The following is a 19,311-nucleotide window of genomic DNA, read 5'->3' on the forward strand; positions in this document are numbered from 1 at the left end:
GGTTAAATCCTTACGACTTAGACGTTAATTCTTCAAAATTAACGTTGTGGTTAGTGTAGATGCAAATATCGCCAGCGATATTCAGCGATTTCTCAACGATGTCACGTGCGCCCAGCTCTGTATTCTCCAGGAGTGCGCGCGCCGCCGCCTGGGCGAAGGGACCGCCTGAACCGATGGCAATAAGATCGTTTTCAGGCTGAATGACGTCACCATTACCACTGATAATCAGCGAGGCGGATTCATCGGCCACCGCCAGTAGCGCTTCAAGACGGCGCAACATCCGATCGGTGCGCCAGTCTTTCGCCAGCTCAACGGCCGCTTTCACCAGATGGCCCTGATGCATTTCAAGTTTACGTTCGAAGAGTTCAAACAGGGTAAAGGCATCGGCGGTACCGCCAGCGAAGCCAGCAATGACTTTATCGTTGTAAAGACGACGCACTTTTTTAACGTTGCCTTTCATTACGGTATTACCGAGCGTAGCCTGGCCATCACCGCCAATCACTACCTGGCCGTTGCGTCGAACACTTACTATTGTTGTCACGGGCAGACCCCTTTTACTGTCGGAAAAAAGCTCCGCGCACAAGGCGCGGAGGATCATGCAGACAGATATGGGGCGGGTTTGACGGGTTTCAACCCCCAATGGCGAGCGGAATGCAGCCGGAATGGCCTGACGCACGCAGACGTTTCAGCGTACTGTCGGCACTGGCCCGATCTTTAAAGGGCCCGACCACCACACGGTTCCAGCCGCCGCCGGAGGTGAGGCGACTTTCAAAACCTTCGAACGCCAGGGCAGCACGTACGGATTCAGCCTGTTCTGTTCCCTTGAACGAACCGCACTGCACCATCCAGCGTTGCGATGCCGCTTTTTCAGCAGGTTTCGTTTTCGCCGTATCCTGTGTCTTAGGCTGGGCGGTAGGTTCGCGTGTCACCGGCGCAGGTTGTGACTGCTGCTGAGTATTCTGCTGTTGCTGGCGCTGTGTATGTTGTTCCTGAATCTGCTGGCGCGGCTGTTGTACCTGCTGCTGACGTTGCTGCACCTGCTGTTGCTGACGCTGGAATTGTTGCACCTGCTGTTGCTGACGCTGGAATTGTTGCACCTGTTGTTGATGCTGGTATTGCTGAACCTGTTGTTGATGTTGCAGCGTTTGCTGCCGCTGTGCCGGGGTTTGCTCGTTCCACGGGACTTCGTTCAACTGGGTAGGCTGCTGGCGCATATCTGCCTGCATTTGTTCCAGCAACTGACGTTGCTCATCCGTCAACTGAGTATGTGACTGGACTTCGCCACCCGAGGTTGGTTCGCTGGGCGTTGGAACGGTAACCTGACGATTTTCAAGCTCTTTTATGTATTTCCAGCGTTCTTCAGGCTTGGGCGGCAAGCCATTACCGTTGGCTTTATGATCCGTAATGACCGGCACATCTTCCTTCTTATGATGCGCAAGGAACCATAAACCACCGGCAAAGGTCACTAATACAGCCACCGCCAGTACAATCATAAGTTTAGAGGTGCCTGAACCGCTTTTCGTTTTTTTACCACGGCTGGGGCTTTTCTTGCGACGCGTCCCTGTTGAACGCTCGCGGCCTACATAATCTTTTTGTGCCACTCTCGTCCTGATACCCTTCAAAATATGATGCCATTTGGGCGAATCCGTTGTTACCACACGCCCGGCAAGGAGCCCGCCATGTTACTTAAGGGCTGGAACTTTGACCAGCAATGATAGCCCTAAGAATCTCCTGAAAATAGCGGAACATTTTCTGTATCAACGCCCCATTTTTGCCAATGTTGTGCTACCGCGTATCACTAATTCTGCGTCGAGTAACTTTGACCCGCTCCGCGTGCCTTTCCCCTGAAGTTCGTTCAGCAGTAGCAGCAACGCTTCGCGGCCAATGTCAAAACAGGGTTGTTTCACCGTGGTCAGCGGCGGTTCGCAGTAGCGCGACAGCTCGATGTCATCGAATCCCACCACGGACAGGTCTTCCGGCACACGTAAGCCCAGTTTTTTTGCCTGACTGATGGCACCGATGGCCATGATATCGCTGTGACAAAACAGGGCCTGCGGGGGCTCGGCTAAGGTCATGAGCTGATTGATCGCGGCCACACCTGATTCGAAAGTGAAATCTCCCCGAACAATACAGGTCGGATCGACGCTAATCCCGCTGCGTCGTAACGCCTGTACGTAGCCCTGCAGACGATACTGACACAGGGCGACATCTTCCGGACCGGCCAGGCAGGCGATGCGTTTATGGCCTAACTCCAGCAGATGGTTAACGGCAACAAATGAGGCGGTAAGATTGTCGATATTCACCGTCGGCAACGACATCTCGGGATCGAACTCAATCGCCATCACCATGGGCGGAAGATTACGTTGTTCGTCCGGGCTGACGTCAAAAGGCAACTGCGCGCCCAGCAGCACCATGCCATCAATCTGACGTGTCAGTATCAGGTTGAGAAATGTCCACGCCTGCGGTTTCTGATGCGCACAATCGCCGATAAGCACGAGATAACCGGCTTCTGAGGCGGCGACTTCAACGCCGCGAATAATGTCGCTGAAAAAGGGATCGCAGATATTGGGGACGATCAACAAAATCGTTTGTGTGTCGTTGCGCCGGGAATGTCGTGTCATGCTTTGCGACGCATAGCCTACGGCCGCGACGGCCTGTTCCACCTTTTGGCGAGTGGCCGAAGAGACTTTTTCGGGATTCATCAGCGCACGCGACACGGTAGCAGTGGAGACGCCGGCTTTTTCTGCGACGTCTTTCATGGTGGCGGCGGCCGGCGGTTGATTCTGATCCAACACATGCTCCTGATGCGTAATCGCGCATTCAACGTTCGTATCGACGGGTATAAAAACAAGCCGGGCACTATTGTTATCGATTGGCCAACAAGGCTGTTACTTAATTTGCATAAAAATTGTGACTTATGCGACGTATTTCGATCCCGCTCGCAACCTGGCCGGCCTTAACTTTCGGTAGGATCGACATCCAGCGTCCACTTCACCTTTCGTGAGGCGGGCAAGGTTGTGACCAGCGGCAACGAACTGCTCAGCAACTGTTGCAGGCGTTTACGCGAGGGATGCTGAACCAGTAACTGCCAGCGCCAGCGGCCACTGCGTTTGGGCTGTAAGGCAGGTAACGGGCCCATAAACCACATTGACGCATCGTTATGCGGGCTGGCTTCCAGCATATTGCGTAGCTGTTGCAGAAATTCTGCAGCCTGATGATTATCCATGTCTTCTGCCCGGAACAAGGCATGGTGCGTCCAGGGAGGTAAAAAGACCGACTGGCGTTCCAGCAACGTTTGTTGTGCGAAAGCGAAGTAGCCCTGATGCAGCAGCGTTTGCAGCAGGGGATGATCAGGATGATGGGTTTGCAGTAAAACCTCACCTTGCTTACCGGCACGTCCGGCACGTCCGGCCACCTGGGTATACAGTTGAGCAAAGCGCTCCGCAGCACGGAAATCGGCTGAGAACAAGGCACCGTCTACATCCAGCAGCGACACTAAGGTGACATCCGGGAAATGATGACCTTTTGCCAGCATCTGCGTGCCAACCAGAATACGCGCGCCCCCGCGATGAACGTCGGCGAGGTGCTGTTCAAGAGCGCCTTTTCGGCTGGTGGTATCACGGTCAATGCGTGAGACAGGGACGCCGGGAAAAAGGGTGCCGAGCTGTTGCTCCAGCTGTTCCGTGCCCACACCGACCGGCAGTAAATGTGTTGAACCACATTGCGGGCACTGATGCGGCAACGGTCGTTGACTGTCACAGTGGTGGCAACGCAACTGGCGGTGATGCTGATGCAGCGTGTAATAACGGTCGCAGCGCTGGCATTCGGCGATCCAGCCGCAATCGTGACAGAGCAGAGCCGGCGAAAAACCGCGGCGGTTCAGAAACAGCAGAACCTGGTTATCGGCTTTCAGGTGCTGACGCATTTTGAAGATCAGGGCGGGTGCCAGGCCACCAGTAAGTTGTGCCCCTTTCAGGTCGATCAACTGCTGCAGTGCCGGTTTAGCATTGCCGGCACGCTTCATCAGATCAAGCTGGCGATATTTACCGTTACGCACGTTATGAAGGGTTTCCAGTGCCGGCGTTGCGGATCCCATGACTACAGGAATGTTTTCTTCATGCGCGCGGAAGACAGCCAGATCCCGTGCCTGATAGCGCCAGCCTTCCTGTTGCTTATAGGAACTGTCGTGCTCTTCATCAATAATGATCACGCCCGGTCGCGCCATGGGGGTAAAGAGCGCGGAACGCGTACCAATAATGATGGCGTTTTCCCCCCGTCGCGCCCGCAGCCACACGGACAGACGCTCGCTGTCATTAAGTCCCGAATGCAGGACATCCACCGGCGCGTCAAAACGTTCACGGAAACGGGCAATGGTTTGTGGCGTCAGGCCAATTTCCGGTACCAGCACCAGTGCCTGTTTCCCCCGCGCCAGCACATTTTCCAGTACGCTGAGATACACCTCGGTTTTACCGGAACCTGTAATTCCTGCCAGCAGCCAGGCGGCATAGTGCTCATCTTCTCCCCGGATGGCGCCCACCGCAGTCGCCTGATCGGTGTTCAGGCGCAGACGCTCACCCTTTACCGCAAACGCGGTTCGCCAGTCATGCATTTGCGGCTGGTGCTCGTGCAATTCGCACAGCCCTTTCGCGCGCAACGCCTGCATAGCCGCCTCGGTCAGGTCATGTTCACTGACTTCATGACGATAGAGCGGTTGCTGGCGCAGCACCGCCAGACCTTGTTGTTGTCTGGGCGCGCGTTTAAGACTTTCCGGGGACGTCGCGCGGCCCTGTTCCGTGATTTCCCAGCGCCACAGGGGATCATCCTGAGCCGGTTTACCTTGTCTGAGGAGTATCGGAATGGCATGGCTGAGCACCTCACCCAGCGGAGAGTGATAATAGTCGGCTGCCCAGTGAAGAATGCGCCACAGAGAGGACGGAAACAGGGATTCCCTGTCCAGGACGGTAAGCACCTGTTTAAGCTGTGAGGTCGCCAGATCGCTGCTGTCAGAGAACGCCACCACAATGCCGATCATTTTCCGGTTACCAAACGGCACGATCACGCGACCGCCAGTCACCGGCTGCACACCCTCAGGCGGCAGATAGTCAAAAAGGCGGGGAAGGGGAACGGGCAGGGCAACCTGAACAACGGGCATAACTTTCTCTTTCCGGTTCATCTGACAGGGCGATTAGTGTACACGCTGGCGCACAGGACGGGTATCTCAGGCGACATTTGCAGCAGCAAACATTAGCCTGTATAATATGCCGCCTTCGGTAGGAAAGACCTTACCGGAGTACACCATTAATGTTCAATCGCGTGTGGTGCTGCGCAGGTTTCGTCCTGGCGCGGAGAGCGACACGGCCTTCTATGAGGTTTCCCATGAAACAAGGTATTCACCCTAAATACGAAGCAGTTACCATCAACTGTACTTGCGGTAACGTGATTCACACTCGCTCTACGCTGACTCACGAACTGAACCTGGACGTTTGTGGTAAGTGCCACCCGTTCTACACCGGTAAGCAGCGTGAAGTTGCCACTGGTGGCCGCGTTGACCGCTTCAACAAGCGTTTCAGCGTGCCAGGCACCAAAAAATAAGAAACGGCATTCGAACATTTGTTCGGCGGCAAGAAAAACCCAGCTCAGGCTGGGTTTTTTTATGTCTGGCTGACTCAGTATTCCCAGGTGTCCGGGTCAATGCCCATCTCGCGCATAATTTTCTTCGCTTCTTCCGGGATTTCGTCGTTACGTTCTTTACGCAAATCGACATCATTTGGTAACGGTTGCCCGGTAAAAGCATGCAAGAAGGCTTCGCACAGGAGCTCACTGTTGGTCGCATGGCGCAGGTTATTCACCTGACGACGTGTCCGTTCGTCAGTCAAAATCTTTAACACGCTCAACGGAATAGAAACCGTGATTTTTTTAACCTGTTCGCTCTTCTTGCCGTGCTCAGCGTACGGGCTGATATATTCGCCGTTCCATTCAGCCATGGGATACCTTAATCAATAAAAGTTAAAAGTTACGAAATCAGCCGATTATGCCTGATTTTCTTCTACCGGACCCCTTCTCTGGCGGGTTTCTTCGTCCAACACAGGAAGAAAATGGGTTGAACGCCAGCATGGGCGCATAATTTTAGCGGTTATTGCGGCCATGCTCAATCTATACGCAAAGACATTTGGATGTCCAGATGTATTGACGTCTAAATGTAAGCTGATATCCTGTGGTCAGTTTATTTCTCACTTCAGGAACAGTTAGCCCTATGACGCGTAAACAGGCAACCATCGCAGTGCGCAGCGGTTTGAATGACGACGAGCAATATGGCTGCGTTGTCCCGCCCATCCACCTTTCCAGCACCTATAACTTCCATGATTTCAATGAGCCGCGAGCCCACGATTATTCTCGTCGTGGTAATCCTACGCGCGACGTTGTGCAACGCGCGCTGGCAGAGCTGGAAGGCGGGGCGGGCGCGGTATTGACTAATACCGGCATGTCCGCCATTCATCTGGTCACAACGGTTTTCCTGAAGCCTGGCGATTTGCTGGTGGCACCGCACGACTGCTATGGCGGCAGCTACCGTCTGTTCGATAGTTTAAGCAAGCGCGGTGCTTATCGGGTGAAGTTTGTCGATCAAGGCGACAGTGCCGCGCTACAGGCTGCGCTGGACGAGAAACCTCAGCTCGTATTAGTAGAAAGCCCCAGCAACCCGCTGCTGCGTGTCGTCGATATCGCGGCCATCTGCGACGCCGCGCGCAAAGTAGGCGCAGTAAGCGTTGTGGACAACACCTTTATGAGTCCGACGCTGCAAAACCCGCTGGCGCTGGGCGCAGATCTGGTTATTCACTCCTGTACCAAATATTTAAACGGGCACTCCGATGTCGTGGCTGGCGCTGTCATTGCCAAAGATCCTCAGGTCGCGACCGATCTGGCGTGGTGGGCGAATAATATTGGCGTGACCGGTTCCGCTTTTGACAGCTACCTGCTGTTACGTGGTATGCGTACGCTGGGGCCGCGTATGGCCGCTGCTCAGCGTAATGCGTTAGAAATTGTTGCTTATCTGAAGCAGCAGCCCCTGGTGAAAAAGTTGTATCATCCTTCTCTGCCAGAAAATGCCGGGCATGAAGTCGCTGCGCGTCAGCAGCGTGGGTTTGGCGCCATGCTCAGTTTCGAACTGGATGGCGATGAAGCGCGCTTGCGTCGTTTCCTGAAAGCGCTTGAACTGTTTACGCTGGCTGAATCACTGGGTGGCGTTGAGAGCTTAATCTCGCATACCGCGACCATGACACACGCTGGCATGTCTGCAGAAGCCCGTGCCGCAGCAGGTATTTCTGAAACATTGCTCCGTATTTCTGTGGGGATTGAAGACCACGAAGATTTAATTGCCGATTTGGATAATGCATTCCGGATCGCAGCAGAGGATTAACCATGACGATTTCAGCAGGCGCAGGAACGCCAAACAACAGACAGCTCCACAAGTTTGGTGGCAGCAGCCTTGCCGATGCACGCTGCTACCAGCGTGTTGCCAGCATCATGGCGGATTACAGCCAGCCAGGCGACATGATGGTGGTCTCAGCCGCAGGTTCAACGACCAATCAGCTGATTAGCTGGCTGAAACTGAGCCAGAGTGACCGCTTGTCCGCGCATCAGGTGCAGCAGACATTACGTCGTTATCAGAGTGAGCTCATCAGTGCCCTGTTGCCTGCCGAAATCGCCGAACCTTTAATATCGGCCTTTATTCGCGATCTTGAGAAGCTTGCCGGATTACTCGATGGTACCGTTACCGACGCGGTTTATGCGGAAGTCGTGGGCCATGGTGAAGTCTGGTCGGCACGTTTAATGTCCGCCGTGCTGAATCAACACGATCTGCAGGCCTGCTGGCTGGACGCGCGCGATTTTCTGCGTGCAGAACGTGCCGCGCAGCCTCAGGTTGATGAAGGAAAATCCTGGCCGTTGTTACAAACGCTGCTGGCCCAGCATCCCCATAAACGTATCGTGGTGACGGGCTTTATCTGCGCCAACGATGCGGGTGAAACCGTGTTGCTGGGGCGTAATGGCTCTGATTACTCCGCCACACAAATTGGTGCGCTGGCCGGTGTGGGACGCGTCACTATCTGGAGTGATGTGGCGGGTGTTTACAGTGCCGATCCACGTAAAGTTTCTGATGCCTGTCTGCTGCCGCTGTTGCGTCTTGATGAGGCCAGTGAACTGGCGCGTCTCGCCGCACCGGTGCTGCATACCCGCACCTTACAGCCCGTTTCCGGCAGCGACATCGATTTGCAGTTGCGCTGTAGCTATCAGCCAGAACAGGGCTCAACCCGTATTGAGCGCGTCCTCGCTTCCGGAACGGGCGCACGCATTGTGACCAGTCACGATGATGTGTGTCTGGTCGAAATCCAGCTTCCCGGGCAGCACGATTTTACGCTCCTGCGCAAAGAGATCGATCAGTTGCTCACGCGCGCGCAGATGCGCCCACTGGCAATGGGCGTTCATCCTGATCGTCAGCTGCTGCAACTCTGTTACACCTCTGAAGTGGTTAACAGCGCCTTCACATTGTTACAGGACGCAGGCTTACCCGGGCATTTACAGTTACGTGATGGCTTAGCGCTGGTAGCGCTGGTCGGAGCAGGCGTGACTCGTAATCCGTTGCATACGCACCGTTTCTGGCAGCAATTGAAAGATCAGCCGGTTGAGTTTGTTTGTCAGTCGCCAGAACATATCAGCGTGGTGGCGGTCCTGCGCGTGGGGCCGACGCAGCATTTAATTCAGGGCTTACACAGCTCCCTGTTCCGTGCCGAAAAGCGAATTGGCCTGATGCTGTTTGGCAAAGGCAATATCGGCTCACGCTGGCTGGAACTGTTTGCGCGTGAGCAGGAAACCTTGTCAGCACGAACCGGTTTTGAATTTGTGCTCGCGGGTGTGGTCGACAGTCAACGCAGCCTGCTGAACTATGACGGGCTTGATGCCAGCCGCGCGCTGGCCTTCTTTGACGATGAAGCGGAAACACGTGATGAAGAATCGCTGTTTCTGTGGATGCGGGCGCATCCTTACGATGATCTTGTGGTGCTGGACGTCACCGCCAGTAAACCACTGGCACAGCAGTATCTGGATTTTGCCAGTCATGGCTTCCACGTGATTAGCGCTAATAAGATTGCGGGCGCGTCCGACACGCAAACCTGGCGTGAGATTCGCGATGCCTTCGAAAAAACCGGGCGTCACTGGTTATATAACGCCACCGTAGGCGCAGGTTTACCCATCAACCATACGGTGCGGGATCTGCGTGAAAGTGGCGATACCATTCTGTCGATTAGCGGTATTTTCTCTGGCACATTGTCCTGGCTGTTCCTGCAGTTTGACGGGTCGGTGCCCTTTACCGAACTGGTGGATCAGGCATGGCAGCAGGGCTTAACCGAGCCGGATCCGCGAGTTGATCTGTCTGGCGAGGATGTGATGCGTAAGCTGGTCATTTTGGCCCGTGAAGCGGGCTATAACATTGAACCCGATCAGGTACGCGTCGAGTCACTGGTGCCCCAGAACTGTGATGAATCCGTCGACCATTTCTTCGAGAACGGTGACGAACTTAATGAGCAGATGCTGCAACGGTTTGAAGCCGCTCAGGAAATGGGGCTGGTCCTGCGTTACGTGGCACGGTTTGATGCCAATGGCAAAGCACGTGTGGGTGTGGAAGCCGTTCGTCCTGAGCATCCTCTGGCAGCCTTACTGCCCTGCGATAATGTGTTTGCCATCGACAGCCGCTGGTATCGCGATAATCCTCTGGTGATTCGCGGACCTGGCGCGGGTCGTGACGTCACGGCAGGCGCCATACAGTCTGATATCAATCGCCTCGCGCAACTCCTCTAAACAGGTTTCAACACAGGTGCTCCGGCACCTGTTTTTTTGCCCTGTTTCTGCTCGCCGATGTCATAACGTGCGGTAACGTTTGCCTGCCTGTGGCGCCATTTTGACTGGCGCTGAGGGGAGCATCGATCACGTTGAATGTCTGAACGTCTCACTATGTTGGGGGGAAGCGTTGGGTGGTGGTGGCAGGATGCGTTTTTTTGCCGCTCAGCGCTAAACAGACAGATTACTCTTCATTCTTCCCGCCCCGGATCAGCGAAATGGCAGAGAAGCTATGGCATGCCATTGGTCACCTGAGCCTGCTACGAACAGGGTGAATATTCTGTCACGCGAAAGGGTAAAAGACCGGTATTTCTACAATCTGAAATGTGCGATACCTTTTGCCCCCGCGTCAGTTGGGCGACCTGTAATGGCGATATGAGGATGACGTTAACTGATACGAAACAGGGCGGTATCAACCGCCCTGTTTCTGTGAGTTAACCTGTATTACGCATCCCTGCAGCGACACCGGCAATCGTCACCATCAGCGCCTGTTCGACGCGCGCATCCGGTTCTTCACCACGGGCTTCCTGTGCACGTGAACGGTGAAGCAGCTCTGCCTGGAGTACGTTCAGGGGATCGGTATAAACGTTACGCAGGGCAATCGATTCGGCAATCCACGGCTGGTCCGCCATCAGATGGGAATCGTTGGCGATGGTCAGCACCGCTTTAATATCGGCATCCAGCTGGTCACGCAGCTGTTTACCTAATGGCCATAACGATTTATCAACCAGCCGCTGATCGTAATACTCCGCCAGCCACAGGTCTGCTTTCGAAAACACCATTTCCAGCATACCAAGGCGGGTTGAGAAAAAGGGCCAGTCGCGGCACATGGCCTCAAGCTGATCCTGATGGCCTGCCAGCATCGCCTGCTGCAGGGCGGCGCCCGCGCCCAGCCAGGCGGGTAACATCAGGCGGTTTTGCGTCCAGGCAAAAATCCAGGGAATGGCGCGCAGGGATTCCACACCGCCCGTCGGACGACGCTTCGCCGGACGAGAGCCCAGGGGCAGCTTGCCCAGTTCCTGCTCAGGGGTTGCGGAACGGAAGTAAGGCACAAAATCCTTATTCTCACGCACATAACCCCGGTACATGGCGCAGGAGTCGGCAGAAAGCTGGTTCATGATATTACGCCATTCCGGTTTGGGTTCCGGCGGCGGCATCAGGTTGGCTTCCAGAATCGCGCCGGTATAAAGCGACAGGCTGGCGATAGTGACTTCCGGCAAGCCGTACTTGAAGCGAATCATTTCGCCCTGTTCCGTCACGCGCAGGCCGCCTTTGAGGCTGCCTGGCGGCTGGGACAGCAGTGCGGCATGCGCGGGTGCACCACCGCGGCCGATGGTGCCGCCGCGTCCGTGGAATAGCGTGAGGGAAACGCCCGCCTTTTCGCAGGTTTTAATCAGTGCATCCTGTGCCTGGTATTGTGCCCAGCTGGCGGCCATCACGCCGGCATCTTTCGCCGAGTCGGAATAGCCAATCATGACCATTTGTTTGCCCTGAATAAAACCACGGTACCAGTCGATGTTAAGCAGTTTGCTCATCACATCATTGGCATTGTTCAGGTCATCCAGGGTTTCAAACAGGGGAGCAACCGGCATAGCGAACGGAATGCCAGCCTCTTTCAGTAACAGATGGACGGCAAGGACATCAGACGGCGTTTTCGCCATCGAAATGACATAGGCTGCGATAGAGCCCTGGGGCGCTTCTGCCACTACTTTGCAGGTTTCCAGCACTTCGCGGGTTTCGTCACTCGGTTCCCAACTGCGAGGAAGTAAAGGGCGCTTGGAGTTCAGCTCACGGATAAGAAAAGCCTGCTTGTCGGCTTCCGACCAGCTTTCATAATCGCCCAGGCCCAGATAGCGGGTAATTTCAGCGATAGCTTCAGTGTGACGTGTGCTTTCCTGACGGACGTCGATGCGAACCAGCGGCACGCCAAAGCATTTCACGCGGCGCAGCGTATCCAGTAACTGACCGTTGGCAATAATGCCCATGCCGCACTGCTGCAGGGACTGATAGATAGCGAAAAGCGGATCCCACAACTGCGCGTTGGAGACCAGCAGGTCTGCCGGGCGGGGCAAGCGCTCGCCTTTCAGGCGGCGCTCCAGGTAAGCCTGGGTAGACATTAGCTGACTGCGCAGACGCTTTAAGATCACGCGATACGGCTCCAGCGCCTCAGGATCGCCGCTCAGCTCGGCAACTTCCTGACTGCATTCGGACATCGACAGTTCCGAAATCAACACGCCAATATCGCGCAGAAACAGATCGGTGGCTTTCCAGCGGCTGAGCTGCATAACATGGCGGGTAATGGCGGCGGTGACGTTCGGGTTACCGTCACGGTCTCCGCCCATCCAGGAGGTGAACTGCACCGGCACAAAATCAACCGGTAACTTAATGCCAAACGTCTCTTCTACCTGCTCATTCAGCTCACGCAAAAATGCAGGTACACCTTCCCACAGGCTGTTTTCAACGACGGCAAATCCCCACTTGGCTTCATCAACCGGCGTGGGACGGTATTTACGGATCTCATCCGTATGCCAGGCCTGCGCGACCAGTTGGCGCAGGCGGCGCATAATCTGGTTGCGTTCGTATTCAGAGATATCGCTGTGGTCGAGTTGTTCAAGACAGCTGTTGACCTCGCCCAGTTTGTGAATCAGCGTGCGGCGTGTAATTTCAGTAGGGTGCGCGGTTAAAACCAGTTCCAGGGAAAGTGATTCAATGGCTTTATGAATCGCACTTTCACTGAGATTATTTTGCTTGAGGGTTTCAAATGTTTTTTTCAATAGTTCAGGGTGGTTTGCGCCATCGCCGCTGCGGGAAATCGTTTGATACTGCTCAGCCACGTTAGTGAGGTTGAGGAACTGACTAAAGGCACGCGCCACGGGCAATAACTCGTCATTTGACAGGTTTTGCAGCGTATTCAGCAATTCCTTACGATGAGTGTCATTTCCTGCACGGGATGACTTAGAAAGCTTACGGATGGTTTCCACCTGGCCCAGGATATTCTCTCCCAGCGCATCCTTAATCGTATCCCCGAGCAGTTTGCCGAGCATACTGACATTACTTCGCATTGCGGAATATTGTTCGTTCATGTGACCCTGACACCCTTATCGTCTTGATAAACCTCTATACCCGGCCTTTTCAGGCAGCAGAAAAGCCAGCAACGTCGTCCTCCCGGCTCTGACCGGGGTTCTTCAGTTGCTGCCCGTCGCAAGCTGAATAAAGTGGGATGATTGCCCAGTGGGTATAACATCGTCTTTTATCTAGCCACGTAATCAGGCGTTCGTCAAATGACTTAAAGTGAGGGAAACGTGCAGCTAACTGACGGAAATTCATGGAATTTGATAGCGGCGAAGCGGGATAAGTTATTCTTATTATCAAATCCCACAGATTGGCAGGGCATATTGCTGTTAATACAGTGAAATGCCCCGTTTGATGATAATTAGTGACAGAAATGCTGCACAACCTGAGCGATTAAGGCGCGCGTAGGCTGAATAAATGCGGTATCGATAAATTCGTCCGGCTGATGCGCCTGGTTGATAGAACCCGGGCCCAGCACCAGCGTTGGACAAAGTTGCTGGATAAACGGGGCTTCAGTGCAATAATTCACCACTTCTGTCGGTGTACCCAGCAGTTTTTCCACCACCTTGACCAGCTCGTGGTCAACCGGACATTCATAGCCCGGAATCGGCGGATGCAATTCTTCGATGGTAATCCGTCCCGGCCAGCGTTCGCTCACCGGCGCTAGTGCCTCATTCAGCAGCGCGTCAAGATCGCTCAGCGTCAGCCCCGGCAAAGGGCGGATGTCCATGTGCAATTCGCAGCAGGCGCAGATACGGTTTGCTGCATCACCGCCATGAATATGACCAAAGTTCATTGTGGGATAAGGAATTGCAAAACCATCATGGTTGTAACGGGATTTCAGCGTATTGCGCAGTTGCATGAGTTCGGTAATCGACTCATGCATCAGCTCAATGGCATTGACGCCGCGACCCGGATCGCTGGAATGGCCGGATTGACCCTGAATACGAATCGCATTCGAGATATGTCCTTTGTGCGCACGGACAGGTTTCAGCGACGTCGGTTCGCCAATAATGGCGCAGTCAGGGCGAAGCTGTGTGGATGCGGCAAAATATGACGCGCCCGCCATGGTGGTTTCTTCATCAGCGGTGGCCAGAATATAAAGCGGCTTACTCAGGGCTGTCACATCCACATCACGGAGCGTGTCCAGAATAAAAGCGAAGAAGCCTTTCATATCGGCGGTACCCAGACCGTACAACTTGTTGTCGTGCTCGGTCAGGGTAAAGGGATCGCGAGTCCAGCGACCATCATCAAACGGAACGGTATCGGTGTGCCCGGCAAGCAGCAGACCGCCCGCACCGCTTCCGGTGCGCGCCAGCATATTAAATTTATGCCGCGTGCCCGGCACGGGTTGGACTTCCACGATAAAACCCAGGTCACGGAACCAGCCAGCCAGTAAATTGATTAAAGTTTCATTGCTCTGATCGAGAGCGGCATCGGTTGCGCTGATAGACGGTGTTGCGATCAACTGGCGGTAGAGTTCGATAAAAGGCGGTAATTTTGTCTTCACTGTTGACGGTCCTTGAGTTAGGATGTATCAATATTCATGCATTAATAGTGAATAAAAATACATTAACGTCGTGTGCATGTGAACCTTAAATCGCTGCAAACGACATCGTGGGCAACGGGGCAAGGCCGCGACCCGGAACGTGTGACTGTAATAAAGGTATACAGCCTGATGTTGAATACGCTGATCGTTGGTGCCAGTGGTTACGCTGGCGTAGAGCTTGCCACCTTCCTTAATCGCCATCCACATATCAACATAACCGCTTTGGCGGTGTCTGCGCAAAGTCCCGATGCGGGTAAGCGCTTGTCCGATCTTCATCCACAGCTGAAAGGCGTGGTGGATCTGCCGCTGCAGCCACTGAGCCGCGCCGACGAATGGGCAGATAAAGTTGATGTGGTGTTTCTGGCGACGGCCCACGAAGTCAGCCACGACCTGGCGCCTGAATTTCTGAAAGCTGGCTGCGTCGTGTTCGATCTGTCCGGCGCTTTCCGCGTCAACGACGGCGAGTTTTACACGCAGTTTTATGGCTTCACGCACCAGCATGGGGACTGGCTGGATAAAGCCGTTTACGGTCTGGCGGAGTTCCAGCAGGAAAAAATCAAAGAAGCACAGCTGATTGCCGTCCCTGGCTGCTATCCCACCGCCTCTCAGTTGGCACTCAAGCCGTTGGTGGATGCCGGTTTACTGAATGAGGCGCAGTGGCCGGTCATCAATGCCACCAGTGGCGTCAGTGGAGCAGGGCGCAAAGCGAATGTTGGTACCAGCTTCTGTGAAGTCAGTCTGCAGCCTTACGGTATTTTTAATCATCGTCATCATCCTGAAATTGTGGCGCACCTGGGCACACCGGTAATTTTTACGCCGCACCTGGGCAGTTTCCCGCGTGGCATCCTGGCCACGATCACCTGCCGTCTTAATGCCGGCGTCAGCCGTGATGATGTCGCTGAGGTCTTTCACAATGCCTACCACGATAAGCCGCTGGTACGCGTTTACGAGCAAGGCGTACCGGCATTGAAAGCCGTGGTCGGTCTGCCTTACTGCGATATTGGCTTTGCCGTACAGGGCGAACACCTGATTGTGGTGGCTGCTGAAGATAACCTGCTTAAAGGGGCAGCCTCTCAGGCAGTACAGTGTCTTAATATTCGTTTCGGTTTCCCTGAAACGCAGTCACTGATTTAACGGACGACTAAACCATGACTAATCCATTAATTATCAAGCTGGGCGGTGTGCTGTTAGACAGCGAAGAAGCACTGGCCCGTTTATTTGACGCGTTGCTGGCCTACCGTTCTGCTCATCAGCGCCCCCTGATTATCGTTCACGGTGGCGGTTGCCTGGTCGATGAACTGATGAAAAAACTGGCGCTGCCGGTGCAAAAGAAGAACGGTTTGCGTGTTACGCCTGCCGATCAGATTGACATCATCACCGGCGCACTGGCTGGTACCGCCAATAAAACGCTGTTGGCCTGGGCGAAAAAATACGGCATTCAGGCCGTCGGTCTGTGCCTGGGCGATGCGGGCCTGGTCAATGTCACCCAGTTAGATGAAGCGCTGGGCCATGTGGGCAACGCAACGCCGGGCAATCCTGCATTAATTAACACGCTGCTGGGTGCAGGTTACATGCCCGTTGTCAGTTCAATCGGCATCACCGACAGCGGTGAGCTTATGAACGTCAATGCCGATCAGGCTGCCACAGCGCTGGCCTCAACGCTGGGTGCTGACTTAGTCTTGTTATCGGACGTCAGCGGCATTCTTGATGGCAAAGGTCAGCGCATCGAAGAAATGACGGCAGATAAAGCAGAACAGCTGATCGCTCAGGGCATCATCACCGATGGCATGATTGTCAAAGTGAACGCTGCGCTGGATGCGGCACGCACGCTGGGCCGTCCGGTCGATATTGCCAGCTGGCGTCATGCCGAGCAGTTACCTACCCTTTTTAACGGCGTGTCCATTGGCACCCGGATTCTCGCTTAACGACTCAGATTCAAGGATTACGAAATGCAAACGCAAAACATCAAAAAAATCGTACTGGCTTACTCCGGTGGTCTGGATACTTCGGCCATTATTCCCTGGCTGAAAGAAAACTATGGCGGCTGTGAAGTGGTCGCGTTCGTGGCGGATATCGGTCAGGAACGTAGCGATCTGGAAGGCGTTGAGAAGAAAGCGCTGCAGTCAGGTGCATCAGAATGTCACGTTGTCGATCTGCGTGAAGAGTTTATCAGTGACTACGTTTATCCGGTGCTGCAGACCGGGGCCCTGTATGAAGGGACGTATCTGCTGGGTACCTCAATGGCGCGTCCTATCATCGCGAAAGCCCAGGTTGAGCTGGCGCTGAAAGTGGGTGCTGATGCGCTGTGCCACGGTGCCACGGGTAAAGGTAATGACCAGGTGCGTTTCGAAACCACTTACACCGCACTGGCGCCGCAGCTGAAAGTGGTGGCGCCATGGCGCGAGTGGGATCTGCGTTCGCGTGAAGCGCTGCTGGATTATCTGAAAGCGCGCAACATCCCTACCACCGCGTCGCTGGAAAAAATCTACAGCCGTGATGAAAACGCCTGGCACATTTCTACCGAAGGCGGCGTGCTGGAAAGCCCGTCTAACGCACCTAACAAAGATTGCTGGGTCTGGACTGTCGATCCGCTGGAAGCGCCCGATCAGCCAGAAGACGTGACAGTAACCGTTGAAAAAGGCCGCGTGGTGGCGGTGAACGGTGAAAGACTGAGCCCGTTCCAGTGTCTGGAAAAACTGAATGTGCTGGGTGCAAAACATGGCGTGGGCCGTATCGATATCGTTGAAAACCGTCTGGTAGGCATTAAATCACGCGGCTGTTACGAAACCCCTGGCGGCACCATTATGGTTAACGCGCTGCGTGCGGTAGAGCAACTGGTTCTGGATCGCGACAGCTTCAAATGGCGTGAGCAGCTGGGCCATGAAATGTCTTATGTGGTTTACGATGGTCGCTGGTTTGCACCGCTGCGTAAGTCTATCCAGGCGGCTGCAGAGTCGCTGGCGGAAGAGGTTAACGGCGAAGTGGTTCTGCAACTCTACAAAGGTCAGGCCACGGCGACGCAGAAGCGTTCAGCTAACAGCCTGTATTCCGAAGAGTTCGCGACCTTCGGCGAAGACGAAGTTTACGATCATCGTCATGCAGGCGGCTTTATTCGTCTGTTCTCACTCTCTTCACGTATCCGTGCGCTGAACGAGCAGAAAAAGTAATCGCAGGCGGGGATTGCCTCGCCTCTCAGTATGACATCAGGGGCGGCTTTCAGGCCGCCCCTGGTTTAACGACTTGAAGGAGATTCACATGGCACTTTGGGGTGGACGCTTTACCCAGGCAGCAGATCAACGTTTCAAACAGTTCAACGACTCGCTGCGTTTTGATTACCGCCTGGCAGAGCAGGACATCATTGGCTCAGTGGCCTGGTCCAAAGCGCTGGTGACGGTAAATGTCCTGAGCAGTGATGAGCAGCAACAGCTTGAAGCCGCACTGAACGCACTGCTGGAGGAGGTTCGTGCCAATCCTGAGCAAATCCTGCAAAGCGATGCCGAAGATATTCACAGCTGGGTTGAAGGCCAGTTGATTGAGAAAGTCGGTGCGCTGGGCAAAAAACTGCACACCGGCCGTAGCCGCAATGATCAGGTGGCGACCGACCTGAAACTCTGGTGTAAAGAGCAGGTTGCCGCACTGCTGGATGCCACACGTGAGCTGCAGCAGGCGCTGGTGGCGACTGCCGAAGTCAATCAGGACGCGGTGATGCCGGGCTATACACATTTACAGCGTGCACAGCCGGTGACGTTTGCACACTGGTGCCTCGCTTACGTTGAAATGCTGGCGCGCGATGAAAGCCGTTTGCAGGATACGTTAAAGCGTCTTGATGTCAGCCCGTTAGGTTGTGGTGCACTGGCCGGAACGGCTTATGCTATTGACCGTGAGCAACTGGCAGGCTGGTTAGGCTTCGCGTCTGCAACGCGTAACAGCCTGGATACCGTATCCGACCGTGATCATGTGCTGGAGCTGCTTTCCGATGCGTCAATCGGCATGGTGCACCTTTCACGTTTTGCGGAAGACATGATTTTCTTCAATACCGGCGAAGCCGGCTTTATCGAACTCTCGGATAAAGTCACCTCAGGTTCGTCCCTGATGCCACAGAAGAAAAATCCGGATGCACTGGAGCTGATCCGTGGAAAATGCGGGCGGGTTCAGGGCGCGTTAACCGGCATGATGATGACGCTGAAAGGCCTGCCGCTTGCCTATAACAAAGACATGCAGGAAGACAAAGAAGGGCTGTTTGATGCGCTTGATACCTGGCTGGACTGCCTGCATATGTCCGTGCTGGTGCTGGAAGGTTTGCAGGTAAAACGTCCTCGCTGCCAGGAAGCGGCCGAACAGGGTTACGCAAACTCAACGGAACTGGCCGATTATCTCGTGGCAAAAGGCGTTCCCTTCCGTGAAGCGCACCATATCGTGGGAGAAACGGTCGTTGCAGCGATCGCGCAAGGTGTGGCACTGGAAGCCTTGTCGTTATCTCAGCTTAAGCAGTTCAGTGCTGTTATCGAAGACGATGTCTATCCGGTGCTGGCCCTGTCATCCTGCCTGGATAAGCGCAATGCGCAGGGAGGCGTTTCACCGTCTCAGGTTGCTCGTGCCATTGCGGATGCCAAAGCGCGCTTAGCCTGAGTCGCAGATAAAAAAAGAGCGGGCATACCATGCCCGCCAACCTCTAGCTTCAGAAACTACTTTTATTTTAGGCACATCATCAGACCATCGGTGCTCCCGACCGATGTTCAGATTCGTTACGCTTGTCGTCTGGCCTTCGCCTGTTCAGTTTTTTGTTTTATCAGCGTCGCCAG

At 54.6% G+C, this 19,311-nt stretch carries 14 protein-coding genes; 7 read left to right on the forward strand and 7 right to left on the reverse strand.

The features are described 5' to 3' along the window. Nucleotides 1-10: 10 nt before the first annotated feature. The 4 genes from hslV to priA form a co-directional block, all read right to left on the reverse strand. On the reverse strand, nt 11-541 hold the full coding sequence (gene hslV, locus RAC65_RS18930) for an ATP-dependent protease subunit HslV (protein WP_006121303.1): 531 nt from the start codon (nt 539-541) through the stop codon (nt 11-13). 88 nt (nt 542-629) lie between these two features. Continuing rightward, nucleotides 630-1,601 carry a cell division protein FtsN gene (ftsN, locus tag RAC65_RS18935; protein ID WP_375097041.1) on the reverse strand — a complete coding sequence of 324 codons (972 nt, stop codon included), beginning with the start codon at nt 1,599-1,601 and terminating at the stop codon, nt 630-632. 156 nt (nt 1,602-1,757) lie between these two features. Further along, nucleotides 1,758-2,792 carry a DNA-binding transcriptional regulator CytR gene (gene cytR / locus RAC65_RS18940; RefSeq protein WP_282498347.1) on the reverse strand — a complete coding sequence of 345 codons (1,035 nt, stop codon included), beginning with the start codon at nt 2,790-2,792 and terminating at the stop codon, nt 1,758-1,760. Between the two features lie 164 nt (nt 2,793-2,956). Next, nucleotides 2,957-5,152, reverse strand: a complete 2,196-nt coding sequence (priA, locus tag RAC65_RS18945) for a primosomal protein N' (RefSeq protein ID WP_375097042.1) — start codon at nt 5,150-5,152, stop codon at nt 2,957-2,959. Nucleotides 5,153-5,376: 224 nt separating this feature from the next. Between priA and rpmE the strand changes: the two genes are divergently transcribed. After that, nucleotides 5,377-5,592 carry a 50S ribosomal protein L31 gene (rpmE, locus tag RAC65_RS18950; RefSeq protein WP_006121308.1) on the forward strand — a complete coding sequence of 72 codons (216 nt, stop codon included), beginning with the start codon at nt 5,377-5,379 and terminating at the stop codon, nt 5,590-5,592. Nucleotides 5,593-5,666: 74 nt separating this feature from the next. Here rpmE and metJ read toward each other — a convergent pair whose 3' ends face one another. Then, nucleotides 5,667-5,984, reverse strand: a complete 318-nt coding sequence (gene metJ, locus RAC65_RS18955) for a met regulon transcriptional regulator MetJ (protein ID WP_006121309.1) — start codon at nt 5,982-5,984, stop codon at nt 5,667-5,669. 269 nt (nt 5,985-6,253) lie between these two features. Here metJ and metB point away from each other — a divergent pair, with 269 nt between their 5' ends. Both metB and RAC65_RS18965 read left to right on the forward strand, forming a co-directional pair. Beyond that, nucleotides 6,254-7,414, forward strand: a complete 1,161-nt coding sequence (gene metB, locus RAC65_RS18960) for a cystathionine gamma-synthase (RefSeq protein ID WP_006121311.1) — start codon at nt 6,254-6,256, stop codon at nt 7,412-7,414. 2 nt (nt 7,415-7,416) lie between these two features. Further along, nucleotides 7,417-9,849: a bifunctional aspartate kinase/homoserine dehydrogenase II gene (locus tag RAC65_RS18965; RefSeq protein WP_033738110.1), complete on the forward strand. Its 2,433-nt coding sequence runs from the start codon at nt 7,417-7,419 to the stop codon at nt 9,847-9,849. Nucleotides 9,850-10,322: 473 nt separating this feature from the next. On the opposite strand, the gene ppc is transcribed toward RAC65_RS18965, so the two are convergent. Further along, nucleotides 10,323-12,971, reverse strand: a complete 2,649-nt coding sequence (ppc, locus tag RAC65_RS18970) for a phosphoenolpyruvate carboxylase (protein ID WP_006121177.1) — start codon at nt 12,969-12,971, stop codon at nt 10,323-10,325. A 350-nt stretch (nt 12,972-13,321) separates the two neighbouring features. After that, nucleotides 13,322-14,470: an acetylornithine deacetylase gene (gene argE, locus RAC65_RS18975; RefSeq protein ID WP_277283496.1), complete on the reverse strand. Its 1,149-nt coding sequence runs from the start codon at nt 14,468-14,470 to the stop codon at nt 13,322-13,324. Between the two features lie 168 nt (nt 14,471-14,638). Between argE and argC the strand changes: the two genes are divergently transcribed. The 4 genes from argC to argH all read left to right on the forward strand — a co-directional run bounded on the left by argC (nt 14,639) and on the right by argH (nt 19,138). Beyond that, a complete protein-coding gene (argC, locus tag RAC65_RS18980) occupies nt 14,639-15,643 on the forward strand; it encodes an N-acetyl-gamma-glutamyl-phosphate reductase (protein ID WP_006121175.1) in 1,005 nt (334 codons plus the stop codon). A 14-nt stretch (nt 15,644-15,657) separates the two neighbouring features. Further along, nucleotides 15,658-16,434 (forward strand): acetylglutamate kinase, encoded by a 777-nt coding sequence (gene argB / locus RAC65_RS18985; protein ID WP_006121174.1) that lies wholly within the window; start codon nt 15,658-15,660, stop codon nt 16,432-16,434. Nucleotides 16,435-16,458: 24 nt separating this feature from the next. Beyond that, nucleotides 16,459-17,676: an argininosuccinate synthase gene (locus tag RAC65_RS18990; protein WP_033738115.1), complete on the forward strand. Its 1,218-nt coding sequence runs from the start codon at nt 16,459-16,461 to the stop codon at nt 17,674-17,676. Nucleotides 17,677-17,764: 88 nt separating this feature from the next. Beyond that, entirely contained in the window at nt 17,765-19,138 is a 1,374-nt protein-coding gene (gene argH / locus RAC65_RS18995; protein ID WP_033738117.1) for an argininosuccinate lyase, read from the forward strand. The last annotated feature ends 173 nt before the right edge of the window (nt 19,139-19,311 follow it).

It is taken from the genome of Pantoea sp. BS_8, from assembly GCF_041954965.1.
In the GTDB taxonomy this organism is placed as follows: Bacteria; Pseudomonadota; Gammaproteobacteria; order Enterobacterales; family Enterobacteriaceae; genus Pantoea; species Pantoea stewartii.